General features: G+C 47.6%; 12 protein-coding genes. 6 read left to right on the forward strand and 6 right to left on the reverse strand.

Features of this window, described 5'->3' with window-relative positions:
* From SPL68_RS15075 to SPL68_RS15090, 4 genes are read right to left on the reverse strand one after another with little or no spacing between them, the layout of a single operon-like run.
* On the reverse strand, positions 1 to 348 hold the full coding sequence (locus SPL68_RS15075; RefSeq protein WP_323815997.1) for a GFA family protein: 348 nt from the start codon (positions 346 to 348) through the stop codon (positions 1 to 3).
* Positions 349 to 392: 44 nt separating this feature from the next.
* Entirely contained in the window at positions 393 to 812 is a 420-nt protein-coding gene (locus SPL68_RS15080; RefSeq protein WP_323815998.1) for an NUDIX hydrolase, read from the reverse strand.
* A 1-nt stretch (position 813) separates the two neighbouring features.
* Positions 814 to 1,359, reverse strand: a complete 546-nt coding sequence (locus SPL68_RS15085) for a DUF4256 domain-containing protein (protein ID WP_323815999.1) — start codon at positions 1,357 to 1,359, stop codon at positions 814 to 816.
* A gap of 27 nt (positions 1,360 to 1,386) precedes the next feature.
* Complete coding sequence (locus SPL68_RS15090) at positions 1,387 to 3,189, reverse strand: monovalent cation:proton antiporter-2 (CPA2) family protein (RefSeq protein WP_323816000.1); 1,803 nt, start codon at positions 3,187 to 3,189, stop codon at positions 1,387 to 1,389.
* A 194-nt stretch (positions 3,190 to 3,383) separates the two neighbouring features.
* On the opposite strand from SPL68_RS15090, the gene SPL68_RS15095 reads away from it, so the two are divergent.
* The 3 genes from SPL68_RS15095 (at position 3,384) to SPL68_RS15105 (ending at position 4,642) form a co-directional block, all read left to right on the forward strand.
* Positions 3,384 to 3,749, forward strand: a complete 366-nt coding sequence (locus tag SPL68_RS15095; protein WP_323816001.1) for a DUF1428 domain-containing protein — start codon at positions 3,384 to 3,386, stop codon at positions 3,747 to 3,749.
* 82 nt (positions 3,750 to 3,831) lie between these two features.
* Positions 3,832 to 4,242, forward strand: coding sequence for a VOC family protein (locus SPL68_RS15100; protein WP_323816002.1), 411 nt, complete (start codon positions 3,832 to 3,834; stop codon positions 4,240 to 4,242).
* Between the two features lie 13 nt (positions 4,243 to 4,255).
* Entirely contained in the window at positions 4,256 to 4,642 is a 387-nt protein-coding gene (locus tag SPL68_RS15105) for a YciI family protein (protein WP_323816003.1), read from the forward strand.
* A 62-nt stretch (positions 4,643 to 4,704) separates the two neighbouring features.
* Here SPL68_RS15105 and SPL68_RS15110 read toward each other — a convergent pair whose 3' ends face one another.
* Positions 4,705 to 6,873, reverse strand: a complete 2,169-nt coding sequence (locus SPL68_RS15110) for a hypothetical protein (RefSeq protein ID WP_323816004.1) — start codon at positions 6,871 to 6,873, stop codon at positions 4,705 to 4,707.
* A gap of 225 nt (positions 6,874 to 7,098) precedes the next feature.
* A complete protein-coding gene (locus SPL68_RS15115) occupies positions 7,099 to 8,967 on the reverse strand; it encodes a L,D-transpeptidase family protein (protein WP_323816005.1) in 1,869 nt (622 codons plus the stop codon).
* A 214-nt stretch (positions 8,968 to 9,181) separates the two neighbouring features.
* Between SPL68_RS15115 and SPL68_RS15120 the strand changes: the two genes are divergently transcribed.
* The 3 genes from SPL68_RS15120 (at position 9,182) to SPL68_RS15130 (ending at position 14,413) form a co-directional block, all read left to right on the forward strand.
* The gene (locus SPL68_RS15120; RefSeq protein ID WP_323816006.1) at positions 9,182 to 9,928 is read left to right on the forward strand and encodes a murein L,D-transpeptidase catalytic domain family protein; all 747 of its coding nucleotides are present in this window, start codon (positions 9,182 to 9,184) and stop codon (positions 9,926 to 9,928) included.
* Between the two features lie 372 nt (positions 9,929 to 10,300).
* Positions 10,301 to 11,083, forward strand: coding sequence for a 3-keto-disaccharide hydrolase (locus SPL68_RS15125; protein WP_323816007.1), 783 nt, complete (start codon positions 10,301 to 10,303; stop codon positions 11,081 to 11,083).
* A 99-nt stretch (positions 11,084 to 11,182) separates the two neighbouring features.
* The gene (locus SPL68_RS15130; RefSeq protein ID WP_323816008.1) at positions 11,183 to 14,413 is read left to right on the forward strand and encodes a DUF7133 domain-containing protein; all 3,231 of its coding nucleotides are present in this window, start codon (positions 11,183 to 11,185) and stop codon (positions 14,411 to 14,413) included.
* Positions 14,414 to 14,539: the final 126 nt, after the last annotated feature.

Genomic DNA, 14,539 nt, shown 5'->3' on the forward strand with positions numbered 1-14,539 from the left:
TCAGGCGTCTTTTCCGTTGTAGTGCTGCACCGGAATGGATGCCAAATCAATGTTTTCAATGCAACGAATATTAATTGCCGCTATCTGATTCCCCGCAGGATCAGCACCTTCAGCATAAGGGCTTACACCACAAATCTGACAGAATTTATGATGAATAACATGCTTGTTAAATGTGTAGCTACCTATATTCTCACCGGATGTGAGCAGCTTAAATGCATTAAACGGTGCAAACCACAAAATCGATCCTTTTCGCTGGCAGATCGAACAATTACACGAAACACCTGAATCTATATCACCTTCCACTTCAAAACGAATATTCCCACAATGACAGCTACCGATGTTTTTCATAAAGCCTCCGTCAATAAAAATAGAAATCCACACCCGTTGTTAAATTAATATCGGAAAAATCTGAGCAATCGCAACTTGAGCATTGGTATCACATCTTCCCGCTTTAAAAACTCTTCAATATCCATCAATTGCCAATACTGCCCTTCATCACCAAAAACAATATTTTCAATCTCAACTTGGCTACCTGAGACCACAAAAAAATATGACATTCCCGTGCATAAGTGATTGGCCAAGTACGTTTTATAAACCAGTCGGGATACTGGCATCTTTATTGAAAACTCTTCCTGAAGCTCACGTAATACGCATTGTTCAGGTGTTTCATCGCCCTCCCGTCCGCCACCAGGAAAGTCCCACAGATCAGGAAATATAAGACCAGCCTTGTTATCACGCCGATACACAAGAAGTTTACCCTTGAATATATAAGCGAGCTTGCAGCCAGTAAATTCATTAGCGGTTGAATACAAGTCAAACCCTCAATAACCCGCGAAAACCACGCGCTGCATAATAGGACTGGGCACCATTGTGATAGACAAACACATGGTTGTAGCGACGATCGGCAAACAAAGCGCCACCGAGCTTGCGGATTGCTTCAGGAGTTTTAATCCAACTGGAGGTTTTTAAATCGAATTCACCAAGTTGTTGCAGTGCGCGATATTGTTCTTCATCGAGCAAATCTATACCTATGGTTGCAGCCATATCCAAAGCATTATTTTCCGGTTTATGCTCTTTGCGTGATTCCAGCCCGGCACGGTCGTAGCAAGTACTACGGCGCCCTGCTGGGCTTTCTGTAGAGCAATCGCAAAAAAGGTATTCGCCCGTTTTTGCATCGCAGCCAATTACATCTGGCTCACCGCCAGTTGCTTCCATTTCTGCAAGCACTTTTACTTTTTTCGGTGAAGACTCCAGCTTTTTTTGTACATCTGCCCAATTAATACCCTTATGGAGATGCATATTCTTTTCAAAACGGGATTGCAATAACGACATCAGCTCGTCATGTTTTTTGGTAGCCATAGATATTTCCTTTTAATTAATCATTGATTACAACTGCCCATCTTTACTGAATAAATCTTTCAGCTCTTTACGACTTTGATTTATCAGCTGCGACAATTCTTTTGGGTCTTTACTAAGCGCGATAACCTGATGCAGCAAGCTTTGATCGTGCTCACGAAAAATATCGATTGCATGTTGGGATTGCCCTTCGGTGTAGCCAATTTCGTTTAAAGTTTTCATCGCCGCAGTTAGGCTTGATTCATAAATTTCCCTAATCGGATTTTCAACCCCTAGCTCAGCTAAACGATAGGCATGAGCGCGGTCGCGTGCACGAACGATCAACGTAATATGCGGAAAATGTTGTTTGACCAACCGGGTAATCGCAAGCGAAGCCTCAACATTAATCAGCGCAATCACCAACACCTTGGCCTCACGAATACCGGCAGCCTCTAACAATTCCAAACGTGTCGCATCGCCGTAGTAACTCTTCACGCCGTAATTTTTTAAGAATTCGATATGCTCCGAATTTTTATCCAGCGCATTAAACGGGATATTTCCCGCCGTCAAAATACGCCCGATAATTTGCCCAAAACGACCAAAGCCCGCGATTATTACTTCTGCGTTATGCGCATCCGGCTCATCCAACTCTTTAAATGAATGCTCCGTTTGTTTTGCATCTTCCGAGGCTTGCTCCTGCTGTCTAAGCTTGCGGGTCAACAGTTCATACAACATCACCAGAGGGCTAGTTAGCGCCATAGAAACTCCAACGACTAACACTACATAGCTGCTGATATCGGCGGGTATAAACGCACTCTGCTCCGCAGTCGCCATTACCACAAAGGCAAACTCGCCGCTCTGTGCCAACAAAATTCCAACAAGCAAACTGTCTTTTGGTGATTGCTTGCGCAAGCGCAAGATGATGCTAATCACCAACATTTTTATCAGCATCAATGCAAATGCAAGCGCAATGATTAGCAGCGGCTCGGCGAAGAGCAGGCGCAAATCGAGCGACATACCAACGGCGATAAAAAATAGACCGAGCAACAGACCTTTGAAGGGTTCTATATCTGCAGCCAATTGATGTCGAAAACTGGATTGCGCCAATAACATTCCCGCAAGAAATGCGCCCATGCTCATGGAAAAACCGACCAACTGCATTAAATAGGCGACGCTTAATACAATCAGCAATCCCGCGGCGGTGAGAATTTCGCGGCTGCCATATTTGGCCACCACTTGCAGCAGAGGATTAAATAAACGCGCACCTGCCAGCAATAAAAATGCAACAGTACTCAACCCCAACCACCAGGGAACCTGATGCTCAGGGTCAAGCGCAGGCGACCAGCTTGCGAGCAATAACAAAATCGGAATTACCGCCAGATCTTGTAGCAGTAAAATCGAAAATCCTTTGCGGCCAATCGGCGAGCCCATAATTTTTTGCTCTTCCATCAAAGGCACCGCAAATGCGGTCGATGAAAGCGCAAGCGCAAGCCCAATAATAAAACCCTGCTGCCAATTTAAATCCAGAATCGCCGTTAGCAATCCTGTAATGGCCAACGCAGTAAGCAGCATTTGCGCGCTGCCAATCAGGCCGATATCAAAACGCATCTTCCACAATTGCTGCGGGTTCAGCTCCAGCCCGATAACAAACAACAGCAGCACCACACCCAATTCGGAAAATTGGAAAGTGGCCTCAGGTTGATAAATCAACCCCAGCTCATAGGGACCGATAATGGCGCCTGCAACCAAATATCCCAAAATCGCCCCCAAACCGAGGCGACGAAATAGCGGCACCGCAATAGTCGCGGCCAACAAAAAATAGATGGCGTGAAGCAGTGTTTCATGGTGATCCATAGCGTTGACCTTGTTGTGTTACTGCGACTGACTATAGAGCAGTTTTCATATTTGCCCAAATGAACGATTTTTTTGTTAATCGCTGTCGATTTTAGCAATGCCTATTCGACTAGAGTATGAAACCAACTATTTTCACCGATTGCTTTCTGCGTAAAGCCACAAACCTGTATAGCCACAAACCAAAGGAGTCTGTTATGTCACATTATGTCGATGGTTTTTTATTACCGATTGCCCCGGAAAAATTACCGGAATACCAAAAAATGGCCGATAAGGCGGGTGCCGTATGGAAAGAGCACGGCGCTATCGCCTACTGGGAGTGTGTGGGCGATGATTTGGATATCGCCGATATGACCTCGTTTCGCACATCGGCTGGCTGTAAAGATAACGAAACAGTCGTCATCGCCTGGATTATCTTCCCCTCACGCGAGGAGCGCGACCGCATTAACGCCTTGGTGATGGCCGACCCGCGCCTGAAAGATATGTGCGATGAGAAAAATCCACCTTTTGATTTTAAACGCATGGCCTATGGTGGATTTAAATCCATAGTGCACCACGAATAAAAACATTCCAGAAACCATTTTTCGCAACTATTAACCACTATTCGCAACTATTCGCAACTATTAACAACTAAAGGAGATACCTATGCCAACACAAGTATTTATCAATTTGCCGGTGAAAGATCTGGAAAAATCCAAGGCGTTTTTTTCACATCTGGGCTACACCTTCAATCAGCAATTTACCGATGACACAGCCGCCTGCATGGTCATTAGCGACACCATTTACTCGATGCTAGTAACCGAACCCAAATTTCAGACCTTCACCTCAAAGACCATTGTAAACAGCCATGAGTCTAAAGAAGTGATTGTCTGTTTATCCTGCGAAAGCCGTGAACAAGTCGATAAAATCATTTCCAATGCCGTGGCAGCAGGCGGTAAAGCCTGGCCTGCCGAGCCACTGGATTATGGCTTTATGTACTATCACGGTTTTGAAGACTTGGATGGCCATCACTGGGAGATCATGTATATGGATCCCACTCACATTCAACCTGCATAACACAGGATTCACTATGAAATATTTATGCCTGGTTTATTACGATGAAAACATCATCAACAAAATGACATCGGAAGAATGGCAATCGTTAAATGCGGAGTGTGAAAACTGCGGCCAAAACCTGCGCGACACCGGCAAAATGATTGGCGGTAATGCACTGCACCCAGTCGCTACCGCAACCAGTTTGCGCGTGCGCGATGGCAAACCGATTATCACTGATGGCCCATTTGCCGAAACCAAAGAGCAACTGGCTGGGTTTTATATGTTGGATGCGCGTGATTTAAATGAAGCAATTCAACTGGCAAGAAAAATACCACCTGCACGCTTAGGCACAATTGAAATCCGCCCTGTGCGCGAATTGGATTCAAGCAAGGATGAGCGCAATCAAAAGCTGGCGGTCTGAGCTTTGTAATAGATTGTAGCGTTGCAATAGGTTCGAAGAGCAAAGCTCTCCGAACCTATACATCACTGCATAGGCGAATTAAGCGAGACAATACGCGTCTTGCTGATTCTATGGCGATAAATTTCGCGCAGGTACTTAATGGCTTTTTTCACACTATCGCGCGATAGGCGAATATCGTTAATCGAGCAGAATTTGGCGGAGTCATTGATCAACTCGCGATATTTTTTCTCGTACATAGGTTTGATCGCATACCAATTGGTATCGAGAATTTTGGCGGGGTTTTCGTACTCGTTCAGCATTTTATCGACCAGCTGCTCATCGAACTCTTCTGCACGAATAAAGTCGAGCATGGCGGTGTCCAGCTGCTCATCAAAGCGATAAGGATCTTTGGCAAAACAGCGCTTGATGAAAGCGACAATCAATGTCAAAAAGTCATCGCTCAAACATGGGCTTTTTACAATCAAGGTCGTCAACGAAATATTGGCCGACGCACCAATCACCAGCGCATAACGTTTTAAGGTGGTATTGGGAAACAAAGCATTTAGATGGGATTTGAGTTTATTCAAATCCATGTAGCTGAGCTTGTAATCTTTCGGCAGGGAAATTATCGATACCACTGACGAACAATTTTTAAAGAAATGCAGGTCTTTAAGTTCGTTGGCGTCGTAGCCTTTTTGCAGGTAACGCGACAGCGCTTCGCGATAGCGCACCGATTCAATCGGCAGCAAGCTAATCCCTTCAATTGCCTGTGTGACTTTATTAAAGTGCGGCAAATCAATTGAGCGATAAAATAAATCATCGATATTAAGATCGCCCGGTTTTTTCACTTCAATTCCGCGCAGCTTATCCACACCTTGCGGTGCATGATGTGGAATAACTGATTCAGCATAGGCAACTGCCACAGGCCCCGCCAAACTCATAAATAAATCGTTAGCGTCAAGGCGAATGGTTTCGCCTATATCAATCCCCGCGCGACGGAAATAATTTTCGTCGTAATCGGTTGTCACTGCTTGCGCGGTGAGAATGTTGAATATCTGCTGGGAAATATATTGGTTCGCATATTTCTCCATCGCATTCACATCTATGTGCTGAATAATGCCATCGTCGGTTGCCTCGGCGTAGCGCATGATGTCGTTGGAAATTAACATCATCGCATTCCAGGGGCGAATGCGATGCATAACACTTGACTCGCTGCTGTCTTCATTGTCGAAGTTGTACGAAAAATCCCACTCTTCCGATAAATATTTGCACAATAAGCGCCCGGCATTAATGTGCAATGCCTCCGACATTTCTACGCCGTGGTCAGAAATATTCGGCAATATACAAATGCCGCTGGTAAAAATTGGCTCAAACACAAATGAATGGCCGCGATTCTCTGCCGACTCCGACTGCGCGCGCGAATCAAAGGTTTTGCTCATGTAGGCATACTGCTGCGCGAGGCCAAACTCACTGGCCATACCTGAACCTGTGCCGCCGCCAGCGCTGAAAATATAAAAATACAAACGCGACTGATTGGCTTTAATGCCACAGGAATCGATTAGATACGAGTGCACATGTTTCCAATCGGGATTGGAAAAGCGCTGGGTATCTTTATTCAAAATAATTTTGGCAAGGTATTGCCCCAGAATCGGCGCGTTACCTGAGCCGCCCGCATGGACTTCGGACAAGTCCATGATTTTCATTTTGGTGTAATCCTTGAGAAAACCAGAGCGCTCGCCTTTGTGCGAAAAGCGAATACGCCCCTCGATGTCTTTATCCAAATCGCCCAACATTACCAGCGGCTCGATCAAAAAAACCGGCTTGAGTTGATGCCCGCCTTTCAGGTGCAGGCTGCGCTTGATCCAGCGCATAGGCTTATCTTGTTCGCGGACTTCTTTTTCTTCGCTGTTAAATTCGTTGAGATAAAAATTGCGCGCGTTGTACACCAGCGAGGCGACATCCAGCGCGATATTAGAACCACAGCGCCCAAGACCTATCAGGCACACTGAGGGAAATTGCGGCTGTTTGTAATTATCGGAATCCTGTTGATTGGCGAGGCGGGGATAAACGCTGGTGCGCAGAGTATCGAGATTAAACAGGATTTTATTGAGGTCGCGCTCGGTGAAGTACATATAGCCATTAGCAGGCGCGAGCAGGTCGATCACTTCTGCTGCGGGAGGCACATCATCCAAAACAACTACATCACTCTGTTCTTCGTTTTCCGAGCTGCGGGAGGTTTTCTTGATGGCCATTGCTGTAAGTCCTTGAAAGCAGTCTGTGGGAGATATCAATACAATTCTGCGATTACTCTGCATTCGCTGAATTTGCTGAATTTGCTGAATTTGTATTGACGCTCAATTAACGCTAGCTGCGACCCGGCATAAATACAAACTCAGATGCCGGATTTTCGCGCACAGACTGCTCGCCTGACCTACAGTGTTTAGTTTTTTATTTAACCTTTTATTTAGCTTCGTTATTTAACTGCGCTTATTTAACGCAGCGAGCACTTTGGCGTCGCGCGCGTAAATATCCGGCTTGAATGCAACCTGAGTTTCACTCACCGCATCCACCGTCCAATAGGCCAGCAGGATAGGTACACGTTTCGCTAGCGTGACATTGCGCGTTTTTCCGGTCGCCAGTTGTCTATCGATTGCTGCGGCATCCCAGTTGGGGGTTTCAGCGAGCAGCAATTCCACCAGTTCCAGCGCGCGCTCAACGCGAATACAGCCCGAACTAAATGCACGCTGGCTTTTATTAAACAGCGCCTGATGGGGCGTATCGTGCAAATACACAGCGTGGGAATTGGGGAAGCGGATCACTGCCTTTCCTAAAGCTGCACCTTCGCCCGCATCCTGCCGCAGAGTGACACCGCTCGGGCGATTCCAATCCACTGTCGCCGGGTCCAGTTCGCGGCCACTGCTATCCAATACCCGAATTCGATGTTCGCGCAGATAATTCAGATTTTTACGTACCTTGGGCAAAATATCTTTGCGCAAGATTGTCGGCGGCACAGTCCAGGTGGGGTTGAGCGTAATGTAGTTTACTTCCGACTTGAAAATCGGGCTGGTGCGATAGGCCATGCCCACCTGCACGCGCGAGCGCCAAATCGGCTGATTTTCTTTGTAATAGGTGACTTTGAATCCCGCCACATCGACCAATAACATTTCCGCAGGAATGTTGTGCAGCAGCCAACGCGCGCGATCGAGGTTGACGCGAATCTGGTCGATACGCGATTGCACCGAAATATTCAGCGCCGCGCGCGTAGCCGGACCTATAGCGCCATCCACATCCAAATACTGTTCGCTTTGGAATTGTTTAACGGCGGCAACCAAATGCTCATCAAAAACTTCATCGGAATTAACCGAGGAAGCGCTATCAGCATCGCTGCTGGCAACTTCGGCAACAGCACCACCGCTGAGCGCCGGCTCACTGGAACTGGAATCTGAAGATGTGACTGGGGTGAGGCATTTTTCTACCGCTATGCGCACCTCAGCTTCAGAGGGTGCGACATATTCGCCGGTGACGGTCAGACGCTGGCGCAGAATTGCCACCTGCGGATCAATCATGCAGGGTTTCAACGTGGGGCCAACCGGCAAGGATGGCCAACCGCCCTGCTCCGCCAACTCGCGGTAGCGGCGCAACCCCGCTTTAAAGCTGCGGTAGTTCACGTGTTGCGGCCGAGTCTCCTCGAACAATTGCGCAATCTGCCCCTGTTCTGCGGCATTGGCGACGCGCACCACATCGGCCACTGGCGACATATCCCGAAATTCGAAATTCCACTGCGGATCAAGCCCGGCCGGATCGACCTTGCCGTTATATAAATGATAGAGCGCGCGCAGGTAAGCATTGGTCGCGCGCAGCTCATCGACAATGCGCGCAGGTAACGCCTCTACTGAATCATCACCCACCAGAGGCAAGGCTTGGCGCAATTGCTCGACACGATAATCCTCGGGAGACAAACCGTCATCCGCCAGCGACTCAAGCGCACTGATCAACTGCTCCATACGCGCCGGCTCATCCCACAGCGGGCGATACTGACGCTGCTCATACAGGCTAATCATGGCCTGCGTCAGCTGCTGGGAACCGGATGCGGAGCGCCCTTCGGCGATATCCAGCTGCAACCCGATCATCTGGGCTTCGATTTCACGGCCAAGCAAGGTGGATGAACTGAGCATTTTGCCCATCTCAGCGCTTGCCAACTCATCGCCCTCAACCGCCTTGGCTGAGCTGACTTGCAACCCAATCACCCCCAACAACACCAATAACACCAATAACACCAATAACAAGCCTTTTGCCAAAACGGCACCAGGGCGATAGATACATCCCAATACATCTGATAACAGCATAAACGAGCGCTCCTGCACGCTTAAAAATGAAAACCGACAACCCTAAAAGCGAACAAAAAAGATACAAATTGATCACTTTTTTGATATTTTGTTATTTGCCCCATCCTTTTTAGGATGTTAGGATTCAACCACTTCGCCAGTTTTAACTGGGAAAACCGCAAATTTCCATAGCAAGGCCGCTACAAATTTCAATAAACAAGAGTGTTCGGCCATCATGTTGTACTCATTCATTAAGGGCCTCCTTTTTACGGCCTGCTGCAGTATTCTGTTTTCGTTTAATACCGCCGTGGCGAAAGATCGTCCGACCAATCCATTTAACGCAGTTGCCAGCTTTAACCATGACCAAAAATCGTTAGCACTGCTCACCAAAATGAGCAAAGCGGCACCTGCGGCCAATCCCAATGTGATCGGTCTCGCACTATCAGCACTCGACTGCGCACTGAGCCAGGGAATGACACCCGCACGCAACTTGACGGTTATCGACTACTCATTAGTGTCCACAACGCCGCGTTTATGGGTATTTGATCTGATCACCGGCAAACTTTTGTTTCAGGAGCTGGTCGCCCACGGCAAAAACACCGGTGAAAACTTCGCACGTAACTTTTCCAATACCTATGGTAGCCTCCAAACCAGCCTTGGGCTATTCCGCACCAAAGAAACCTATATGGGATCCAACGGTTACTCACTGCGCATGGAAGGTTTGGAAGACGGCTTTAATGACAAGGCTATGGAGCGTGCGATTGTGTTCCACGGTGCCGACTATGTAGATTTGAAACTCGCCAAAAAACTGGGGCGCCTCGGCCGCAGTTGGGGCTGCCCCGCAGTGCGCAGAGGTATAGCGCGCAAGGTGATTGATACCATCAAGGGTGATCAATTCTTGTTTTCCTACTACCCGGATCAAAAATGGCTTACCACCTCGCAGTTTCTGAATTGCCCCGGTCGCCAACTGGCTAAAAACTAGTGCAATAGAACCTGCAATAGCCCGGCTGGTTTTTAGCCAGCCGCAAACCTTCCGTAAAGCTTTGTTAAAAAAGCAGTTCCCGCCTCGCCAATTGATCAAGCTGTGTAAAAAGCATCGCCGCCTGCGTAGACAAATAGTATAAATACGCTAATGGTTTAAATGACTTTTACGATTTTTAATCGCTTGGCAATCCCCTTCTTCCCTGCCATTCATTGATGGCCATTTACCCAATGGCGATTGAATACGATTGCAGCGGCGACAATTTGATCGCAGCCAAAGAGGAGGTTTTGTAAAAATCTGCCAAGCTTAAGGTTCACATTAATAACCACCCTGACACACTCAACCCACTATAAAAAAATCCAGGTCAACACTATGAAAAAGCTCTTTGCTCTTAACCCCCTATTAGTTACCACTAGCCTGCTGTGTGCTGTATCGGCACCACTTGTGTCTGCTGCCGAAAAAGAACCTTGGGAACTCGCACAAGAAACCGAAGTATGGGAGCCGGTTCCGCCGGTTATCAGCGCTCCAGCCAATGGTATTCCGTCCGACGCTATTGTGCTGTTCGATGGTAAAAATCTGGATCAATGGCAAGCAGTTGAAGGCGGCGGCGCCGCGCAATGGAAAGTTGCCGATAACGCATTTACTGTTGTACCGAAAAAGGGTGATATCAGAACCAAAGAATCTTTTTGCGATGTGCAATTGCACATTGAATGGAAAACCCCAACCGATTTTATCGGTGAAGATGGCAAGCCAACCGAAAGCCAAGGCCGCAGCAATAGCGGTGTATTTTTCCAAGAGCGCTATGAAATTCAAGTATTGGATAACTACAACAACAAGACCTATCCCAACGGTCAGGTTGCGTCGGTTTATAAACAAACTATCCCACTGGTAAATGCCTCGCGCGCACCGGGCGAATGGCAGACCTACGATATTATTTTCACTGCACCAAAATTTGATAGCGCACAAAAACTCACCACGCCGGGCTACGTCACTGTGATGCACAACGGTGTAGTTGCACAAAACCATGTTGAAATCCAAGGCGCAACCGAGTGGATTGGCAAACCGGTTTATAAAGCTCACGGCTGCGCGCCTCTGCGCCTGCAAGATCACGGCAATCTGGTGAGCTTCCGCAATATTTGGGTACGCAAACTTTAATTCCCTTTTCTATCCGCGACAGCTCCCTGTTGACTGTCTTTTTCGCGCCGCCGTGTTTCACCGCGGCGCTATTTTTATCCGCTTACGCAGGCACAGATTATGTCCCTCCTGAAGAAAACACTCATAAGCACACTGCTCCTTTGCAGTACCCCACTTTACGCACAAAACCCCGTCGATTATTTCACGCCCAACAGTGATTGGATCAGCGCCAGTAAAGTCAGCGCCGTTGGCAATAAATTGCAAGTTACACCAGCATCTGACGGTGAGATATTGGTGCTTAAAGCTAACGGCAGTAGCCAACATTTGAATACCAATGTTCATATTGGTGATTCGGTGATGGACACAGAATTTTTAGTCCCCGAAGGCAGCGATGCAAAATTGTATGTGCAGGGTCGCTACGCGATCGACCTTAAAAACGTCAACAACGAATGGCAAAAATTGCACGTCACTTTTCGTGCACCGCGCTACAACGACGCCAGCGCAAAAATAAATTCCGCATTGATTATGGAAGTGCGCATTAACGGCGAAACCGTTTTGCTCAATGATATTCGCAACGGCATGAGTGAAAACGCCAATGTCGGCTGGGAAAATCCGGCCGGTATCACCAGCTTTTTAGTCAATAAAGGCCAACTGGCACTGCGCAATTTCAGTATCGCCCCAGCTGACTTTTCACTGATCAAAATGCCGGCCAACTCCGGTGAAAAAACCAATATCGATGAACTGGTGGATTTTGTTGCGCTCGGCAAAGAAACTTTTGAATCCGTCGGCTGTAACGCCTGTCACCTGACTGCAAAAAATGATGGCGGTGTGAGCACTGGGCCAAATCTCTTCGGTTTATTTAAACGCGAACCGCGCGACCGCGAAGTCGTAGAAGGCGGTGAAGGTCATAGATTTACCATCAAAGCTGACCGCCAATATTTGCACCGCAGCCTACGCGCCGCGACTGATCAATTAGCAGTTGCTGAAAGCGGTGCAAAAAAAGGTGAGGCCTTTTTACCGATCATGCCAACGTTTTCGCAACAAGTATTAAGTGATGTACAAATTGACGCTATTGGCGATTACCTCGCCACACTCAATGATCTGCGCGAACAAGGCCCTGCAATTAAATTACTTGCACAAACCGGCGCCGAAGAATACGACCCTATCGCCGACCGTTTGCAATTATTGGTTGACGATGAAGTGCGTTTACAACGAGGCCCAATGGCAGGAGTGTCTGGCCGCGCTATTCATGTGGGGTCGCCTTGGGGCGTGAACTACTCCTTTGATCCACGCCTGCTCGCCATTACCAAAATCTGGCAAGGCGGCTTTTTGGATATGACCGGCGAATTTACCAATCGCGGCGGCAAAGGTTTGAAGATGGGTTTTGAAAGCCGGGAAATTAATTTTGGCGATCAGGAATTTTTATTTGCGCCTGCAAATGCTCAGGGCAAGCTCATCGATTTCTCGTTTAAAGATGCAAAGTTTGGCGATGTAGAAACCATTAAAGCATCGCTCAATAGCAAAGAAGATCATCTAACACGCGTTGCCGCTATGGATGCGCAATTTTTAGGTTACACGCGCAACTCCAAACAAAAAGATGAGCTGCCAACCTTTAATTATCGCGTCGGCAAAAATACGCTAAAAGTACAAACACTGATTGCCGCAACTGGCGATGTAAAAATCACAGTGACTGGCGATGTAAAAGCCGCACAAACTTTTTTGCTTAACACACAATTGCTGCAAAACGCTGCTGTGAGCACTGGCAAAATCGAAAACGGCCAATGGCAATTGCCAGCGGGCAGCAAGAGCGCAACGCTCACCGCCAAAATGCAAGTTGCGGAAAACGTCTGGCACGCAAAAAAATCTGACTTTGATTATCGCAAACAGCCGATCAAAATCACCGAATCCAAAGCGGATATGCCTGCGGGTTACAGCATCGAAAGTTATTATCCCCCTAAAGATAATTTTGGCCGCGAGCAATTATTTGAAGCACTGGGCTTAGCATTAACTGAAGACAACACTACCGTGATCGCCACGCGCACTGCCGGTATCTGGCGCATGGTAAAAGGTGAATGGCATTTTTTTGCCGAAGGCACCTTCGATAGCCTCGGCGTGTTAGTGGAAGATAAAAAAGGCTTCACGGTTGTTGCTGGACAAAAAGCGGAATTAACACGTATTAGCGATACCAATGGCGATGGCATCGCCGACAATTATGAAACTTTATTTGATGCACATTCCTACCACGGCAACTATCACTCCTATATGCACGGGCCGACGCGCGGCAGCGATGGAGCTTACTACCTCAGCATCAACCTCGCCGATGGCGGCGATGGTTCTACCTACAATGCTGGCGGCAAATACATGGGCAGCCAAGGTGGTCTGGCAGGTTGGAATATTCGCGTTGAACCCAACGGCAAATTTGAGCTTTGGGCGAACGGTTTGCGCAGTCCCGCCGGTATAGGCACAGGGCCAGATGGTCGCATTTGGTATTCCGACAATCAGGGCGAATACATGGGCACTTCGAAATTATTTACTATCGAAAAAAATAATTTCTTTGGTCATCCATCTGCACTGGTTGATCTGCCGGGTATGACGCCCGCATCGCCAGAAATTGCGTGGGAAAAAATGCAAAACAAACGCACCAATGCAATTGTATTACTGCCACATAACCGCGTTGCCAACTCACCGGGTAATCCTGCGTGGGACACTACCAAAGGTAAATTCGGCGCATTTCCAGGGCAGATGTTAATGGGCGATCAAACCCAATCGAATTTGCTGCGCATTGCGATTCAAAAAGTGGATGGCATTGAACAAGGCAGTGTTATGCCGTTTATCGATGGTTTGGAATCCGGTGTGATGCGCCCACTGTTTTTGAAAGACGGCAGTTTGTTGCTCGGCCAAACTGGTCGCGGTTGGCAGGCAAAAGGTGGCCATGTCGCCAGCTTGCAGCGCATCACTTGGGATGGCAAAACCATCGCACCTGCAATTACCCAAATGCTCGCAACACCAACTGGGTTTGCGCTGGAGTTAACGCAACCGATTAAAAACTCTGCAACTGTGGAAGAATTAAAATCACTGCTGGCAATTGAGTCTTGGGTTTATCGCGATGCGCCGGATTACGGTTCAGATGAACTGGGCTTGCAGCAGGATGCAATTAAATCAGTAACGTTGAGCGATAATCGCAAAACACTGCTGATTGATTTGGAATCGCTAGAGCAAGCCAACGTTCACCCACAACAAACGGCACGTGTTTATCATGCGCAATTAAAAACCGAAACTTTGTTCGACAAAAATGCGCCGGAAAAAATGGATGCGTATTACACGCTTTATCAATTTCCGAAAAAGAATTAACCGCGATGTTTCCAAGTGCGATAAAAATGGATTCCGGCATTTACTCTGAGACCGTGCGCAGCATGGATGCTGTGCTCGAGCCTACAGGGATGTATTCACGGCGAGTCTCAGAGTGAATGACGGAGT

Origin of the sequence: Cellvibrio chitinivorans (assembly GCF_035117775.1) — a bacterium.
Classification (GTDB): domain Bacteria; phylum Pseudomonadota; class Gammaproteobacteria; order Pseudomonadales; family Cellvibrionaceae; genus Cellvibrio; species Cellvibrio chitinivorans.

Excerpts from the sequence above, each read along its gene's own strand:
- SPL68_RS15075 (WP_323815997.1), bottom strand. The coding sequence starts at position 348 with ATGAAAAACATCGGTAGCTGTCATTGTGGGAATATTCGTTTTGAAGTG.
- SPL68_RS15090 (WP_323816000.1), bottom strand. The coding sequence starts at position 3,189 with ATGGATCACCATGAAACACTGCTTCACGCCATCTATTTTTTGTTGGCC.
- SPL68_RS15095 (WP_323816001.1), top strand. The coding sequence starts at position 3,384 with ATGTCACATTATGTCGATGGTTTTTTATTACCGATTGCCCCGGAAAAA.
- SPL68_RS15085 (WP_323815999.1), bottom strand. The coding sequence starts at position 1,359 with ATGGCTACCAAAAAACATGACGAGCTGATGTCGTTATTGCAATCCCGT.
- SPL68_RS15120 (WP_323816006.1), top strand. The coding sequence starts at position 9,182 with ATGTTGTACTCATTCATTAAGGGCCTCCTTTTTACGGCCTGCTGCAGT.
- SPL68_RS15100 (WP_323816002.1), top strand. The coding sequence starts at position 3,832 with ATGCCAACACAAGTATTTATCAATTTGCCGGTGAAAGATCTGGAAAAA.
- SPL68_RS15115 (WP_323816005.1), bottom strand. The coding sequence starts at position 8,967 with ATGCTGTTATCAGATGTATTGGGATGTATCTATCGCCCTGGTGCCGTT.
- SPL68_RS15105 (WP_323816003.1), top strand. The coding sequence starts at position 4,256 with ATGAAATATTTATGCCTGGTTTATTACGATGAAAACATCATCAACAAA.
- SPL68_RS15130 (WP_323816008.1), top strand. The coding sequence starts at position 11,183 with ATGTCCCTCCTGAAGAAAACACTCATAAGCACACTGCTCCTTTGCAGT.
- SPL68_RS15110 (WP_323816004.1), bottom strand. The coding sequence starts at position 6,873 with ATGGCCATCAAGAAAACCTCCCGCAGCTCGGAAAACGAAGAACAGAGT.
- SPL68_RS15125 (WP_323816007.1), top strand. The coding sequence starts at position 10,301 with ATGAAAAAGCTCTTTGCTCTTAACCCCCTATTAGTTACCACTAGCCTG.